The sequence below is a fragment of the Streptomyces polygonati genome, from assembly GCF_042650325.1.
Lineage (GTDB): Bacteria > Actinomycetota > Actinomycetes > Streptomycetales > Streptomycetaceae > Actinacidiphila > Actinacidiphila polygonati.
The window spans coordinates 250786-264961 of sequence record NZ_JBHSBB010000010.1; the positions used below are offsets into that span (position 1 = coordinate 250786).

Below are 14176 nucleotides of genomic sequence, written 5' to 3' on the forward strand. Positions count from 1 at the left end.
GTTCCGCCCGCGCTGCGGAAGGCGCCTTCCATTGTCGTCCGCCCGTGGCGGGACCGCTCACAGGCCCCGGCGCTTGCGCGCCCGGCGGACCGCGGCCGCGGCGCCCACCAGGGCGACGGTGGCGCCCGCGGCGCCCAGCGCGGTGGCGTCCTTGCGGCCCAGACGGCGGCCGGCCACCGAATTGCGCCCCGCCACCTCCTCCAGGAGTTCGGCGAGCACTTCCTCATTGCTCCAGCGCGGTCGCCACCCGGCCTCGTGCAGCCTGCTGCCGCTGACCACCCACGGGTGCATCGTGTACGCGAGGTCGCCGGGCGGGGAGGGGGTCAGACCGAGCCGGTGCAGCCGGGATGCCGCGCCGAAGGCGATCGAGGCCGGCAGTTCCATCCGGCGTATACCGGACAGCTCCTCGACCTCCTCCTGCTCCAGCCAGCCGTCGCAGCCCACCGTCATCTCGCCGTCCACCTTCTCCAGCACCGCGTACTCCAGCGCCGAGACCAGGTCCTGGACGTGGCAGAACTGCCAGCAGGGGCGGCTGCCGGCCACCACCAGCAGCCGCGGCGACTCGAAGTAGCGGGTCAGCGCGGTATCGGTGCCGCCGACCAGGATCGCCGGGCGCAGCACCGTCACATTGAGGCCGGGGTGCGCGCGGGGGGCGCGGCGCCCCAGCCGCTCGATCTCCAGCAGGTCGTCCACGAAGCCGGCCTCGGAGGTGGCGCGCAGCGGGGCGTCCTCGGCGAGCGGGACGTCGTTGTCGGCCTGGGCGCCGTAGACCATCGCCGAGGTGCACAGCACCGCCCGGTGCACGCCCGCCGCCGCGGCCGCGGTCAGCACGGTCTGGGTGCCGCGCACATTGAAGGCGGAGCGGGCCTTGGCGTCGGACTCCAGATCGAGATCGACCGCGAGGTGGACGACCACGTCGGCGCCGCGCAGCTTGTCGACGATGGCCGGGTCGCGCACATCGAGCACCCGCCAGGCCGCCCCGGGCACCTCGCCGCGCCGCTCGTCGATCGCCACGACCTTCCTGACCTGGTCGGATTCGACCAGCCGCTGGGCCAGCGCGAGGCCGACACCGGAAGCCGCACCGGTGATCGCGACGACCGGTCCCGCGGCGGCCCGGCCTGCGCTCCGCTCTGGGCGAACGTGTCCTTCTGGGGAACTCACCGGGTGTCTCCCACGGTTGTCTCAGTTACGTATCCAGCCATCCTGCCGGACAGGTGTCTAGGCTGGAGGTACAGCCCATCACACAGTTCCCTCAACACATCGCCCATCACGACACAGAGCCGAGGAATCCCGTGAGTGACATCCCATTCGGATTCGGCGTCCCTCCCGAGGAGCCCGAGGGCGGGGACCAGGGCAAGGACCGCGACGGCGGGGACGGCAAGGGCGGCGGCCAGCCGGCCGGCCCCTTCGGCTTCGGCGGTGCCGGCGGCGGTGACAACCCGTTCGCGGCGATGTTCGGCTCCCTGAATCCGAACGACCTGGGAGCCGCCTTCCAGCAGCTCGGCCAGATGCTCTCCTACGAGGGCGGGCCGGTGAACTGGGACATGGCCAAGGACATCGCCCGGCAGACCGTCGCGCAGGGCACTCCGGACGGTGTCAAGGACACCAGCGTGGGCCGCGCGGACCGGGACTGGGTCCAGGAGGCGCTGCGGCTGGCCGACCTGTGGCTGGACGGTGCGACCTCGCTGCCCTCGGGCGCCGGCACCGCGGTGGCGTGGAGCCGCGCGGAATGGGTCGAGGCGACCCTGCCGGTGTGGAAGGAGCTCGTGGATCCGGTCGCCGAGCGGGTGGCCGGCGCGATGGGTGACGTACTGCCGGAGGAGATGCAGGCCATGACCGGCCCGCTGCTCGGCATGATGCGGTCCATGGGCGGCGCGATGTTCGGCTCGCAGATCGGGCAGGCGCTCGGGACGCTGGCCGGCGAGGTGGTCGGCTCCACCGATGTGGGCCTGCCGCTGGTCCCGGCCGGCAAGGCCGCGCTGCTGCCGGCGAACGTCGCCGCGTTCGGCGACGGTCTGGGCGTCCCGCAGGAAGAGGTCCGGCTGTATCTGGCGCTGCGGGAGGCCGCCCACCAGCGGCTTTTCGCGCATGTGCCGTGGCTGCGGGCCCATCTGTTCGGCGCCGTCGAAGGCTACGCCCGGGGCATCAAGGTGGACACCGCCCGCCTTGAGGAGGCCGTGGGCCAGCTCGACCCGTCGCAGCCGGAGCAGCTCCAGGAGGCACTCCAGCAGGGCATGTTCCAGCCCGAGGACACTCCGGCGCAGAAGGCCGCGCTGGCCCGGCTGGAGACGGCGCTGGCACTGGTCGAGGGCTGGGTGGACGCGGTGGTGCACGAGGCCGCCGCCCCGCATCTGCCGTCCGCCGGGGCGCTGCGCGAGACGCTGCGCCGTCGTCGGGCGACCGGTGGTCCGGCCGAGCAGACCTTCGCCACCCTGATCGGCCTGGAACTGCGGCCCCGGCGGCTGCGGGACGCCTCCCGGCTGTGGGCCTCACTCACCGACGCCCGGGGCATGGAGGGCCGCGACGGCCTGTGGGCCCACCCGGACATGCTCCCGACGGCCGCCGACCTGGACGACCCGGACGGGTTCGTGCACCGCGAGTCCTTCGACTTCTCCGAGCTGGACGAGATGCTCGGCGAGGCGGCGGGCGAGGCGACGAACCTGCTGAAGAAGGGCGACCGTCCGCAGCAGGACGCTCCCCGCCCTGACGACAGGACCGATAAGACGGACGAGGCGGACGAGAGCCGGGACGACTCCGAGGGCTCCGGCCCCGGCGAGGACGGCGACGCCGCGAAGTGAGCGAGCTGCACAGGGACGCGGTGCGCGTCCTGGAAGGCTGGAGTGCGCCCGATCCCGGCCAGGAGAAGCTGCGCCAGGAGTATCTGGCGCATCTGGCCGCCCATCCGGACGGCCTGTGGAGGCCCTGCCGGGAAGGGCACATCACCGCCAGTGTCCTGGTGGTCGATCCACCGCGGGAGCGCGTCCTGCTGACGCTGCACGCCAAGCTGCGGCTGTGGCTGCAGATGGGCGGGCACTGCGAACCCGAGGACGCGACGCTGCCGGGTGCCGCGCTGCGGGAGGGCGCCGAGGAGTCCGGCATCGAGGGGCTGCGGCTGCTGGTCCCGGAGCCGGTGCAGCTGGACCGGCATCTGACTCCCTGCGCCTGGCACCTGGACGTGCAGTACGCCGCGGTGGCGCCGCGGGGCGCGGTGGAATCGATCAGCGAGGAGTCGCTGGACCTGCGCTGGTTCTCCTACGAGGAGGTCGGCGAGGTGGCCGACGGTTCCGTACGCGGGCTACTGGACCGGGCCCGCGGGCTGCTCCAGCGGTGAGGCCGGCGCACCGGGACCCGTAGCGGCGGTGTGTGCTGGTGCGCCCCGCCCGGCCCGGGGGCGCACCCACACGACGATCTGCCGGCCGGGCTCTCCGCCGGCGGTTCGGCCGGCGGAGAGCCGTGCTAACGGTTGGACCAGATGTTGCCCGGGTTCAGGTCGTGGCCGGCCTGGCCGAGGCCGAACTGCGCGCGCAGGCCACCGAGGGCCACGCTCTGCGGCGGCATCAGCTCGCTGGGCTGGACCAGCACATAACCCTGGCCCACGAAGTTCAGCTCCCAGCCCTCGCCGGTGCTGCCGCGGCGGCGGAAGACCGAGGAACTGCTGGTCTGCGCCTGCATCTGGACCCGCAGGCTGCTGGACCAGGCGACCACCGCGTCCGCGTCGCAGGACACGTACTTGTCGGGGGTGACCGGCATCATCAGCGGCTTCCCCGAGGTCATCAGGGCCGCCTTGCCGCTCCCGGAGATGTTCAGGTTGTACTGGCCGGTGCCGGACAGCCCGAACTGGGTGTCGACCGCGATGACGTCCCAGTGCAGCCCCGAGTCGAGCGCGAGGACATAGGCGCTGTCGACGGTCAGCCCGTCGTGGTCCACATCGAGGATGTGGACCTGCTGGGCGAGGTTGGCGAGATAGACGGTGCCCTGCCCCGAGCAGCGCATCAGGTCGAGGCCTTCACCGGTGTGCCGGCGGTCGCGCCGCTGATACGGCGACTGGTACTCGCCGTCGAACTCGATCATGCCCTGGTAGGCGACCATCGAGCCCTTGCGGGCCAGGCAGTCGGGGCCGGTGTTGCCGTCGAGGCGGACCCGGAGCAGATACGAGTTCTGCAGGCTGTAGTGGTCCTGGTCCTGGACCTCGGTGTAGGCGAAAAGCGGGCTCTGCATGATGTGTCGCTCCCCCTCAGCCCCGGAACCGGAGCCGGTCAGTGCTGTCCTCGCTGGGCTGTACGACCACGAAGCCCTGCCCCGAGAAGGCGATCTGGAAGGCCTCGCCGCTGCCGCGCCCGATCAGCGACGACGCCTTCATGCTTCGCTTGGCCTTCATCTTCAGCCCCGACGACCAGGCGACGAGCGCGTCCGGGTCGACATACGTCTCGTCGGCGCCCGAGCCGCAGTCGACGACGATCGGGGTGCCGCGGGAGGTGATGGCGACCCAGCCGGCGCCGGTCACCGCGACATTGAACAGGCCCTGCCCGGCGAACTTGGCCAGGCCCTTGACCCGCTCGACACCCCAGGTCAGATGGGCGTCGAAGGCGAGCAGATTGGTGCCGTTGACGGACACCGACTCGTTGTTGAGATTCAGGCAGACCACGTCGGCGCCGTAGTCCGCCAGATAGAGCAGGCCGTCGCCGCTGCACTTCATCAGCGGGGTGCTCTCACCGCTCAGCCAGGCCGACGCCATCTGCCGCACGGCCGGCGGGTTGGGCTCGTACTGCACGAAGCCCTCGTAGGCGACCATCGAGCCGCTGCGGGCGAACAGGTCGTGGCCGGTCTGCATGGCGACCTTGAGCATGGCGGAGCCGTGGTTCTCCATCCGGGCGGCGACCGGTGTGGGTGCGTAGCCCGCGATCATCTGCTGGTCCATGGCGGGTCACACCTCGTAGGGCTGGACGACGATGAAATTGCCGGGAGCGCCGCGGAACTGGAGATTCACGGTCTCGCCGCTGTGGCCCGGATAGGCGGTCCTGCGCAGCCGCACCTGGCTGGAGACGATCACCTGGGCGGCGGCCGACCAGGCCACGATGGCGTTGCTGTCGGCGTAGGTGGTGGGGGTGACCGGGAGCACCACGGGGGTGCCGTGGGTCTTGACGATCACAGTGCCGGTGCCCTGGAACTGCATGGTGAACAGGGCGCCGCCGGGGATGCCGTGGCCCTCGATCCGGCGGACCTCGTGCTGGAGGCTCTCGTCGAAGGCCAGCACATTCTCGGCGGAGACGCAGATGGCGTCGCCCTGCAGCTCGATGGGGTGCAGATAGGCGGCGTTGTCGGCGTAGAAGACCTGGCCGGAGCCGGTGCAGCGCATCAGCTGCATCTCCTGCCCGGTCAGATTGCCGACGACGCGGCCCTTGAAGCCGGCGCCCTTGTAGCTGAAGTCGACCTTGCCCTGGTAGAGGATCATGGCGCCCTGGCGGGCCAGCACGGGCTGGCCGCCGGCCTGGCCGAGGTCGGCGCGCACCATCTTCGGGTTCTGCAGTGTCCAGCGCTGGCCGGTGGGCACTTCCTTGTACTTCTGCATGGCGGCGGCGAGGCCCGCGCCCTGGGTGGGAACGGCCGCGGACTGCGCGGCGCCGAACCCGGGCGGCTGGCCGTAACCGGGGGGCGCGGTGGGCGGCGGGACCTGCCCGAACGGCGGGGCGCCGGGCGGGGCCACCGGCGCGACCATGGTGGGCGCCTGGTGGATGCCCGGAGCGGGCGGCGGGGGGCCGAAGCCTTGCGCGGGGGCCGGCGGTCCGAAGGCCGCGACCGGGGCGGGCTGCGCGGCGGGGGCGTCGTAGGAGGGTGCGGGGGGCGCCGGAGGACCGGGCGGCGGGGCGAAACCGGGGGCGGGCTGCGGGGGCGGGGCGGCGGGAGGGCCGGGCGGGGGCGCGAAGCCGGGAGCGGCGAAACCGGGGGCGGCGGCCTGCGGCGGCGCGGGCTCCTCCTCGGCGACCTCGCCGCCGAAGTTCCGCAGCAGGGCGTCGAGGCCGCCGTCGAAACCCTGGCCGACGGCGGCGAAGCGCCAGACGTCCTTGAGATAGACGTCGGCGAGCATCACGGCCCGCTCGGTGCTGAACTCGGAGCCGGTGAACGCGTACCGGGCGACCTCCTGGCCGCCGGCCACGATCCGCAGATAGCCGGGGCCGACCTGGGACATCCGGCCGTCGCCGTCGATGGTCGCGGTGAACGACAGTTTCCGCACGGCCGACGGGACGCGGTCCAGGGTGACCCGGAAGGACTCCGTGTCACCCGACTGCGCGCCCAGCAGCTGGATGGACTCCTCCGGCGACTTCGGCTGGTTGAAGAAGATGAAGTAGCGGTCGTCGGAGAGCTTTTCCTCGGCGTCCAGCCCGAAGCAGCTGATGTCGAAAGCGAGACCGGGACCGGCGATGTTCACACCGACGTAGAGATCGGTCCCCGCTGTGAGATCGCTGATCTTGGCCTTGTGGCCACGCTGGAATTCCCTGGCCATGGTGCGACCGTCCCCCATCCCCTCAACGCCGCCTGTGCGTACTGCGTGTGCGTTGCGTCAGGCTAACCGGTCGGACCGACAGCGGCCATTGTCTTGGGGCTATTCGCGGGCGGTGTCGAGGTCCCGCTGCGGATCGGGCAGCCGGTCCACCGCGTCCACGCCCTCCAGATAGCCGCGGGCCCGCTCGGTGCGCGGATAGCTCTCCAGCAGCTTCCAGAAGCGCGGGCCGTGCCCGGGCACCAGCAGGTGCGCCAGCTCGTGCAGCAGGACGTAGTCGATGACGTACTCGGGCATGCCGCGCAGCCGGTGCGACAGGCGGATGCTGCCCTCGGCGGGGGTGCACGATCCCCAGCGGGAATTCTGGTTGGTGACCCAGCGGACGGTGTCCGGCACGGCGTGGCCGTGCAGATACTGCTCGGACAGGCGTTCGGCACGTGCGGCCAGCTCGTCGTCGCCGGGCATCCGGCGGCTTTCCTGGGCGGCGAGCTTCTCCAGCATCACGGCCACCCAGCGCTGCTCCTCGGCCGCGGACATCCGGGCCGGGATCAGGACGACGGTACGGTCGCCGTCGCGATACGCGGACACCGTTCGGCGCCGGCGGGCGCTGCGGCGTACCTCCACCGCTCCGGCCGCGCTCGTCCGGAGACCGCGGCTGGGCTGGCTGGCGAGGTTGGACGCTGGATCGGCGGACACGCCTCGACGTTACCCGCTGGGCCGCCGCGACGTCCTGTCTCCGAGCCGATTGATCCGCAAATCACCTCGGTTTGCAGCCATATTGAATGACTATTCCTCACAGCCTGTGGATAACTTCGCAGCCCATCGTGCCGACTGCGGCATTCTGACATTGCGCGCTCACACAGAGTGAACGCGGAATATCGGCCGACCGGGACCGAAACGCCCGGCGGATACGGAGGATGTCATGCGACCGATGCTGAAGAGCGCGCTGCGCCGCTGCTGGCGGGACCGCGAAAGCGTGCAGTTCGGAATGGACCCGGCCCACGCGGTCGTGCTCGAACCGGTGGACGGCGCCGCGGCCGGCTTCCTCGACCTCCTCGACGGCACCCGCAGCGCACCCGCCCTCACCCGCGACGCGGGCGCGCTCGGTCTCGGCCCGGACCGGGTCAGGCGCCTGCTGGGGCTGCTCGCTGAGGGCGGCGTGCTGGACGACGCGACCAGCCACGCCACCCTGTCCGCCACCATGCGGCACCGCGCCCCGGCCCTGGACCGGCTGCGGCCCGATCTGGCCGCGCTGTCCGTGATCCACCCGGGACCCGGCGGCGCCGCCACCCGGATACGGCATCGCCGGGCCTCCCGGGTGCGGGTCCACGGCGCGGGAAGGGTCGGGTCCGCCCTGGCCGCCGTCCTGTCCGCGGCCGGCGTGGGCGGGGTGGACCTGATCGACACCGGCCGCGTCGAGCCCTGGGACGCCACTCCCTGCGGCATCCCGGCCGAGCACATCGGCGACCGCCGCGACGCCGCCGGCCGCGGGGCGGTCAGACGCGCCTCCCCGGAGCCGCGCGGCCCGGGCCGGGGCGCGGAGGCGCGGGTGGCCGGAGAGCCGGAGCCGGGCCGGGAGGGCGAGCGGGCCGGACCGGGTCCCGGCGCCCGCGCCCTCCCCGGATCGGCGATCACCGTGCTCGCGCCCCGGGACGGCATCGACGCCTACGCCCCCGAGGTGGGTGAGGCCCGAGCCCTGGTGGCGGCGGGGGTGCCGCACCTCTACGCGGGGGTGCTGGAGGGCACGGGCGTGGTGGGCCCGCTGGTGCTGCCGGGGCGGACCGGGTGCGGGGAGTGCCTGGGGCTGCGGCTGGCGGCGGAGGACCCGGCGTGGCCGCGGATGCTGGCGCAGCTCAGATCCGGGCGGCAGCCCGGGGTGCCGGCCTGCGACATCGCGCTGGCCACGACAGTGGCCGGGCTGGCCGCGACACACGTGCTGGCGTATCTGGACGGGCGGCTGCCGCCGAGCTCGGGAGCCCGGGTGGAGCTGTCATTGGGGCGGCTTTCGTCCCGTCTGCGGACGCTGTCGGCGGACGAGCACTGCGGCTGCGGGGCCGGAGGGGGGCACAATGGCCATGTGACCGATCGGAAATGAGGGGGCGCATGTCTGAACTTCCGCGCAAGGCTGTGACCCGCGGCGCGAAGCTGGCGGCGCTCCCCCTGGGGTTCGCCGGGCGGGCCACCCTCGGGCTCGGCAAGCGCCTGGGCGGCCGGCCGGCCGACGAGGTCGCCACCGAGTTGCAGGAGCGCACCGCCGAGCAGCTCTTCAAGGTGCTCGGGGAGCTGAAGGGCGGCGCGATGAAATTCGGGCAGGCCCTGTCGGTCTTCGAGGCGGCGCTGCCGGAGGATGTGGCGAGTCCCTACCGCGCGGCGCTGACCAAATTGCAGGAGGCGGCGCCGCCGCTGCCGGCCCGGTCGGTGCACCGGGTGCTGGCGGAGCGGCTCGGCAAGGACTGGCGTTCGCTGTTCAGCGAGTTCGAGGACAAGCCGGCCGCGGCGGCCTCCATCGGCCAGGTGCACCGGGCGGTGTGGAGCGACGGACGCCCGGTGGCGGTGAAGGTCCAGTATCCGGGGGCCGGCGAGGCACTGCTGTCGGATCTGTCACAGCTGAGCCGGGTGGCGCGGCTGTTCGGTCCGCTGATCCCGGGGATGGACGTCAAGCCGCTGCTCACCGAGCTGCGGGAGCGGGTGGCCGAGGAGCTGGACTACGAGCTGGAGGCCAGGGCCCAGCATGTCCATGCCCAGGAGTTCGGCGGCGATCCCGATATCGAGGTGCCGGACGTCGTGCATCAGGCCGATCAGGTGCTGGTCACGGAGTGGATGGACGGGGTGCCGCTGTCCGAGGTGATCTCGGGCGGCAGCCAGGAGATGCGGGACCGGGCGGGGCAGCTGCTGGCGCACTTCCTGTTCGCCGGGCCGGCCCGTACGGGACTGCTGCACGCCGATCCGCATCCGGGCAATTTCCGGCTGCTGACCGATGACGGGCCGGCCTCGGGGTGGCGGCTGGGCGTGCTGGACTTCGGCACGGTGGACCGGCTGCCGGAAGGGCTGCCGCTGCCGATCGGCACCGCGCTGCGGCTGGCGCTGGCCGGGGACGCGGAGCAGGTGTACGCGATGCTGCGCGAGGAGGGTTTCGTGCGGCCGGCGATCACCCTGGACGCCGACGCGGTGCTGGACTATCTGCAGCCCATCATCGAGCCGGCCGGGCTGGACGAGTTCACCTTCGAGCGGGCCTGGATGCGGGGGCAGGCGGCGAGGATCGCCGATCCGCGTTCGCCCGCCCACCAGTTGGGCAAGCAGTTGAATCTGCCGCCGTCGTATCTGCTGATCCACCGGGTGACGCTGAGCACCATCGGGGTGCTGTGCCAGCTGGGCGCGACGGTGCGGCTGCGGGACGAACTGCGCGACTGGCTGCCCGGTTTCGACGCGGGAGGTGCGGCGGAGTCCGCCTGAGGCGGTTATGCGGCTCCGGCGGTCCCCCGTCGGCGGTCCGGCTCCGGTGAGAGAGCCCCGGTGAAGGGGCGCTACCACCGGGCCGAGTCGAGGCGCCCTTCGATGCCGCGCAGGTGCTTGCGGGCGCAGTCGTCGCAGAAGTACAGGCGACCGCCGTTCTCCACGGAGCAGACCCAGGTCAGCGGCAGGCCTTCGGCGGTGTGGCCACAGCGGGCGCACGTGGTCGTGGACTGCGTGGTCGTGGTCTGAGAGGTCTTCTGATCCACTGGGTGACGATACCTCCGCCGCTGCCAGGTTTGTCACCCAACGCACCTGCGGGACCGATCGGTTTCGACCGGTCCCGCGGGATCGTACGAGGTCAGCGGCATCGTGGGCGGTCCGGCCGCGCGTGGGGCGGGCTTACTGCGTCCTGGTTACCGCTCGGGCGCCTGCTTACTGCATCACCGCCATGGCCAGCGCCCGGCGGGCGCGCAGCGACGCGCGCTCGGCGCGCCGCTGGAGTCGGCGGGCGGCGAGCAGGCGCAGGGCCCTGCGTTCGTGTTCCGCCTCTTGCAGGCGTTGGTGCATGTGGGCACGAGCCAGGGCTTCTGGCATGAGTTGCAGCTCCAGGTTCCGGTTCTGGTGGGAGGTGAAGGAGTCGGTGGTGCTGGCGGACAGGTCGCCGAGGGTGGGTGTCATGGGGGCCTGATTCTTGGAGTCGTGGTTCTTCGGGTCGTGCGTCAGCGGACGATCGATGGTGCCCGGGGTCCGGGTCTTCCTCGCGTTCATGCCGCGACAGCGTTCTTGCGCGGACGGCCGCGGGGCCGCTTGCGGGCCACGACCACGCCCTGGATGAACAGTTCGCCGCCCCACACCCCCCAGGGCTCGCGGCGGTCCTTGGCGCCCGCGAGGCAGGCCTCGCGGACCGGGCAGGTCTGGCAGAGGGACTTGGCGTATTCGACATCGGCCGGGGACTCCGCGAAGAAGACCTCGGGGTCGTAGGTCCGGCACGGGACGGGCACGCCGAGTCGCTCGATCTCGTCGTCGAGCTCGGTGAGGGGCAGCAAGGTGGTCTCCGAAGTCGGGGCGGTGCTGGGGTCCCCGGGCACGTGGCACTGGGGAGGGTGGCTCGGGTCGGGCTTGGGTCCGGACGTTTCGTGCTGGGCGGTAGGCACGGTTGGTTCGTTCCTCGTCTGTCGTCCGGCCAGGTCGGCCGGTTTTCGGTTGTCTCTGTCTGGAGAAAACAGAAGGGCCGCGGATCCCGGTCTGGGATTCCGCGGCCCTGAGGTGCCGACCTGATGCGCTATCAGGCTGGATCACTCCAGGGTTGGAGCCCGCGGAAGGCCCACTCGCTGCCGTGCTGCGTCTTCTGCTGTCCGTTGTGCGCCGGTCCGGTGAGCGCCTTTTCGGCGGCCATCTGTCCATTGGCGGCGAGATCGCCCTCGGCGGTACCAGCGCCGGCGCCGTAGGCCGCCGCCGCAAAGGCATAGGCCTGGGCCGGTGCCGCTGCCGCCGCTGCCGCGGGCGCCTGGATCGGTCGCTCACTCCGCTCACGCACGGGCAGAACCGGCAGCAGAGAGGAGGTCATGGACAGACCGGTGGCGTGCGATGAGACACCGAGCGGGCAGGCGGCGATGACCGAACGATCGGTCAATTTGATGGTGGTCATCAGGCTGATCATTGGGCTCGCCTCCTCTCGGCGTCTCGTAAGGGCGTTGGACCGGACTTGCCTAGTACATCACGAGCGGGTGGGCTCTTGGAAGAGTCGTTCCCGTTCGCGCTCAGGAAGGCTATGGGGACCTCAGCGGGATGCGCAAACTATTTTTCGGCTTACTCGGAAGAAGATTCTTCGGGCTCGTCGAAGGGGTCCTCCTCGGGCTCCGCCAGGGGTTCGGCCATTGCTCCTTCCGCTTCCGCGGCGGGCGCCGACTGCTCGGCGGCTCCCGTTTCCCGCCCCGCGACCAGGGCCAGCACGTCCGCCCCGAACTTGTCGAGTTTGCGGGCCCCCACTCCGGCGATGGAGGACAGTTCCGCTTCTCCCGGCGGCCTGACTTCCGCGATGGCCAGCAGCGTCTTGTCGGTGAACACGCAGTAGGCGGGCTGCCCGAGGGCCTTCGCCTGCTCCATCCGCCAGACCCGCAGCCGCTCGTACAGCGCCTCGTCGAGATCGGAGGGGCAGTCCTCGCAGCGCATCAGTTTGATCTCGCCCGCCTCGGACAGCGTGCGCCCGCACACCCGGCACAGTACCGGGCCGCGCCGCTTGCGCCCGGCGGACTGGCCGCGCTCCACCCCGCCCGCGCCACCCGCGGCGCGCGGGCCACGAGCCCCGGAGCCCGGCCGCAGTCCGTCCAGGAAGCGGGACGGGCGCCGGCCGCCGCGCCCGCCCGGGGAGCGGGACAGCGCCCAGGACAGGCCGAGGTGGAAGCGGGCCCGGGTGACTCCTACATACAGCAGCCGGCGCTCCTCCTCGACCTGCTCGTCGGTCTTGGCGAAGGTGATCGGCAACGTGCCCTCGGTCAGGCCGACCAGGAAGACGGCGTCCCATTCCAGGCCCTTGGCGGCGTGCAGCGAGGCGAGGGTGACGCCCTCGACGGTCGGGGCGTGCTGCGCCCCGGCGCGTTCGTCGAGTTCGCCGACGAAGTCGGCCAGGGTCGCCTCCGGCCGGGCCACCGCGAAATCCTCGGACAGCCGGACGAGCGCGGCCAGTGACTCCCAGCGGTCCCGCACCGCGCCCGAGCTGGCCGGCGGTTCGGAGGCCCAGCCGCGCGAGCTGAGCACGTCGCGGACCTGCTCGGGGATGGTGGCGCCGGCTTCGGACGGGTCGGTGGAGGCGCGGGCGGCGCCGCGCAGCAGCATGCCGGCCTCCCGCACCTCGGGCCGTTCGAAGAACCGCTCGGCGCCGCGCAGTTGATAGGGGACCCCGGCGTCGGCCAGCGCCTGTTCGTAGACCTCCGACTGGGCGTTGATCCGGTAGAGGACGGCGATCTCGCTCGGGCGCACCCCGGAGTCGATGAGCTGCTTGATGCGGCGGGCGGCGCCCTCGGCCTCGGCGGGCTCGTCGGAGTACTCGGTGTAGGTGGGCTCGGGGCCCGCCTCGCGCTGCGAGACGAGTTCGAGCCGGTGGGCGGCCGCCTGGCCGCGGGCCTGGCCGAGCAGTCCGTTGGCCAGGCCGACGACCTGGGGGGTGGAGCGGTAGTCGCGGATGAGCTTGACGACGGTGGCGTCGGGGTGACGGCCGCGGAAGCCGAGCAGGAAGTCGGGGGTGGCGCCGGTGAAGGAGTAGATGGTCTGGGAGGCGTCGCCGACCACGCACAGACTGTCCCGGCCGCCCAGCCACAGGTCGAGCAGGCGCTGCTGGAGCGGGCTGACGTCCTGATATTCGTCGACCACGAAGTTCTGGTACTGGGAGCGCACGGTCTCGGCGACATCCGGGCGGTCCTGGAGCACCCCGACGGTCAGCAGCAGCACGTCCTCGAAGTCGATGACGCCGCGGTCGCGTTTGAGCTGCTCGTAGGTGGTGTAGATGCGGGCCACCTCGGCCGGGTCGCGGGGGACGTCACGGCCGGTCTTGGCGGCGGCGGCCGGATACTCCTCGGGCACGGTCTGGGTGACCTTGCACCACTCGATCTCGCCGGTGACGTCCCGCAGTTCGTTGCGGTCCAGCTTGATGCGGCAGCGCGCGCCCGCCTCGGCGACGAGCTGCACCTTGCGCTCCAGCAGCCGGGGCATGTCGCCGCCGATGGCCCGCGGCCAGAAGTACTGGAGCTGGCGCAGCGCGGCCGAGTGGAAAGTGCGGGCCTGCACCCCGCCGGCGCCCAGCTCCCGCAGTCTGCCGCGCATCTCCCCCGCCGCCCGGGCGGTGAAGGTGACCGCGAGCACGCTCGCGGGCTGCAGTATCCCGGCGCGGACTCCGTAGGCGATCCGGTGGGTGATCGCCCGGGTCTTGCCGGTGCCGGCGCCGGCCAGCACGCACACCGGTCCGTGCAGGGCCGTGGCGACGGCGCGCTGCTCGGGGTCCAGGCCGTCGAGCACCGCGTCCGCGGAGTCGGGCATCGCGGGGAAGAGCGAGTGGTGGGTTGTCGCAGTCACCCCGCCACTCTGCCAGGTCCCACCGTCACCCCGGCGAAGTTGTCCACAGCCTTCCGCAGCCTTCCACAGCCTTCCGCGGCCTTCCGCAGCGTCGCACAGCCTTCCGCAGCGTCGCGCAGCCTTCGTCGGCCTTCTTCCCGCTTCTCCGGCCGGGAC

Annotated in this window: 14 protein-coding genes; 4 read left to right on the forward strand and 10 right to left on the reverse strand. The window is 72.2% G+C overall.

Features of this window, described 5'->3' with window-relative positions; all coding sequences use genetic code 11:
• Window positions 1-57: 57 nt before the first annotated feature.
• Window positions 58-1161 (reverse strand): SDR family oxidoreductase, encoded by a 1104-nt coding sequence (locus tag ACFO3J_RS13760; RefSeq protein WP_386429577.1) that lies wholly within the window; start codon window positions 1159-1161, stop codon window positions 58-60.
• Between the two features lie 131 nt (window positions 1162-1292).
• Here ACFO3J_RS13760 and ACFO3J_RS13765 point away from each other — a divergent pair, with 131 nt between their 5' ends.
• Together ACFO3J_RS13765 and ACFO3J_RS13770 are read left to right on the forward strand one after the other, a co-directional pair.
• Window positions 1293-2798, forward strand: a complete 1506-nt coding sequence (locus ACFO3J_RS13765; protein WP_386429578.1) for a zinc-dependent metalloprotease — start codon at window positions 1293-1295, stop codon at window positions 2796-2798.
• On the forward strand, window positions 2795-3331 hold the full coding sequence (locus ACFO3J_RS13770; protein ID WP_386429580.1) for an NUDIX hydrolase: 537 nt from the start codon (window positions 2795-2797) through the stop codon (window positions 3329-3331). The genes ACFO3J_RS13765 and ACFO3J_RS13770 overlap by 4 nt, the downstream gene beginning before the upstream one ends.
• Before the next feature lie 125 nt (window positions 3332-3456).
• Here ACFO3J_RS13770 and ACFO3J_RS13775 read toward each other — a convergent pair whose 3' ends face one another.
• The 4 genes from ACFO3J_RS13775 to ACFO3J_RS13790 form a co-directional block, all read right to left on the reverse strand.
• The gene (locus ACFO3J_RS13775; protein ID WP_386429581.1) at window positions 3457-4218 is read right to left on the reverse strand and encodes an AIM24 family protein; all 762 of its coding nucleotides are present in this window, start codon (window positions 4216-4218) and stop codon (window positions 3457-3459) included.
• A gap of 16 nt (window positions 4219-4234) precedes the next feature.
• Window positions 4235-4918, reverse strand: coding sequence for an AIM24 family protein (locus tag ACFO3J_RS13780; RefSeq protein ID WP_386429583.1), 684 nt, complete (start codon window positions 4916-4918; stop codon window positions 4235-4237).
• Between the two features lie 6 nt (window positions 4919-4924).
• Window positions 4925-6502: a TerD family protein gene (locus tag ACFO3J_RS13785; protein WP_386429584.1), complete on the reverse strand. Its 1578-nt coding sequence runs from the start codon at window positions 6500-6502 to the stop codon at window positions 4925-4927.
• 99 nt (window positions 6503-6601) lie between these two features.
• On the reverse strand, window positions 6602-7195 hold the full coding sequence (locus ACFO3J_RS13790) for a M48 metallopeptidase family protein (protein WP_386429586.1): 594 nt from the start codon (window positions 7193-7195) through the stop codon (window positions 6602-6604).
• Window positions 7196-7421: 226 nt separating this feature from the next.
• Between ACFO3J_RS13790 and ACFO3J_RS13795 the strand changes: the two genes are divergently transcribed.
• Complete coding sequence (locus ACFO3J_RS13795) at window positions 7422-8594, forward strand: TOMM precursor leader peptide-binding protein (RefSeq protein ID WP_386429587.1); 1173 nt, start codon at window positions 7422-7424, stop codon at window positions 8592-8594.
• Window positions 8595-8602: 8 nt separating this feature from the next.
• On the forward strand, window positions 8603-9952 hold the full coding sequence (locus ACFO3J_RS13800; protein ID WP_386429589.1) for an ABC1 kinase family protein: 1350 nt from the start codon (window positions 8603-8605) through the stop codon (window positions 9950-9952).
• Between the two features lie 71 nt (window positions 9953-10023).
• Here the strand turns inward: ACFO3J_RS13800 and ACFO3J_RS13805 are convergent, their stop codons facing one another.
• The 5 genes from ACFO3J_RS13805 to ACFO3J_RS13825 form a co-directional block, all read right to left on the reverse strand.
• A complete protein-coding gene (locus tag ACFO3J_RS13805) occupies window positions 10024-10218 on the reverse strand; it encodes a hypothetical protein (protein ID WP_386429591.1) in 195 nt (64 codons plus the stop codon).
• A gap of 166 nt (window positions 10219-10384) precedes the next feature.
• Window positions 10385-10720: a hypothetical protein gene (locus tag ACFO3J_RS13810; protein WP_386429593.1), complete on the reverse strand. Its 336-nt coding sequence runs from the start codon at window positions 10718-10720 to the stop codon at window positions 10385-10387.
• The gene (locus ACFO3J_RS13815) at window positions 10717-11106 is read right to left on the reverse strand and encodes a WhiB family transcriptional regulator (protein WP_386429595.1); all 390 of its coding nucleotides are present in this window, start codon (window positions 11104-11106) and stop codon (window positions 10717-10719) included. The genes ACFO3J_RS13810 and ACFO3J_RS13815 overlap by 4 nt, the downstream gene beginning before the upstream one ends.
• A 131-nt stretch (window positions 11107-11237) precedes the next feature.
• A complete protein-coding gene (locus ACFO3J_RS13820; RefSeq protein ID WP_386429597.1) occupies window positions 11238-11612 on the reverse strand; it encodes a hypothetical protein in 375 nt (124 codons plus the stop codon).
• 149 nt (window positions 11613-11761) lie between these two features.
• Window positions 11762-13984, reverse strand: a complete 2223-nt coding sequence (locus ACFO3J_RS13825) for an ATP-dependent DNA helicase UvrD2 (protein ID WP_386430208.1) — start codon at window positions 13982-13984, stop codon at window positions 11762-11764.
• Window positions 13985-14176: the final 192 nt, after the last annotated feature.

What these genes read in the sequence shown, in the direction of transcription:
- ACFO3J_RS13795 (WP_386429587.1), top strand. Translation starts at nt 7,422, where the DNA reads ATGCGACCGATGCTGAAGAGCGCGCTGCGCCGCTGCTGGCGGGACCGC.
- ACFO3J_RS13775 (WP_386429581.1), bottom strand. Translation starts at nt 4,218, where the DNA reads ATGCAGAGCCCGCTTTTCGCCTACACCGAGGTCCAGGACCAGGACCAC.
- ACFO3J_RS13820 (WP_386429597.1), bottom strand. Translation starts at nt 11,612, where the DNA reads ATGATCAGCCTGATGACCACCATCAAATTGACCGATCGTTCGGTCATC.
- ACFO3J_RS13810 (WP_386429593.1), bottom strand. Translation starts at nt 10,720, where the DNA reads ATGAACGCGAGGAAGACCCGGACCCCGGGCACCATCGATCGTCCGCTG.
- ACFO3J_RS13780 (WP_386429583.1), bottom strand. Translation starts at nt 4,918, where the DNA reads ATGGACCAGCAGATGATCGCGGGCTACGCACCCACACCGGTCGCCGCC.
- ACFO3J_RS13785 (WP_386429584.1), bottom strand. Translation starts at nt 6,502, where the DNA reads ATGGCCAGGGAATTCCAGCGTGGCCACAAGGCCAAGATCAGCGATCTC.
- ACFO3J_RS13825 (WP_386430208.1), bottom strand. Translation starts at nt 13,984, where the DNA reads ATGCCCGACTCCGCGGACGCGGTGCTCGACGGCCTGGACCCCGAGCAG.
- ACFO3J_RS13800 (WP_386429589.1), top strand. Translation starts at nt 8,603, where the DNA reads ATGTCTGAACTTCCGCGCAAGGCTGTGACCCGCGGCGCGAAGCTGGCG.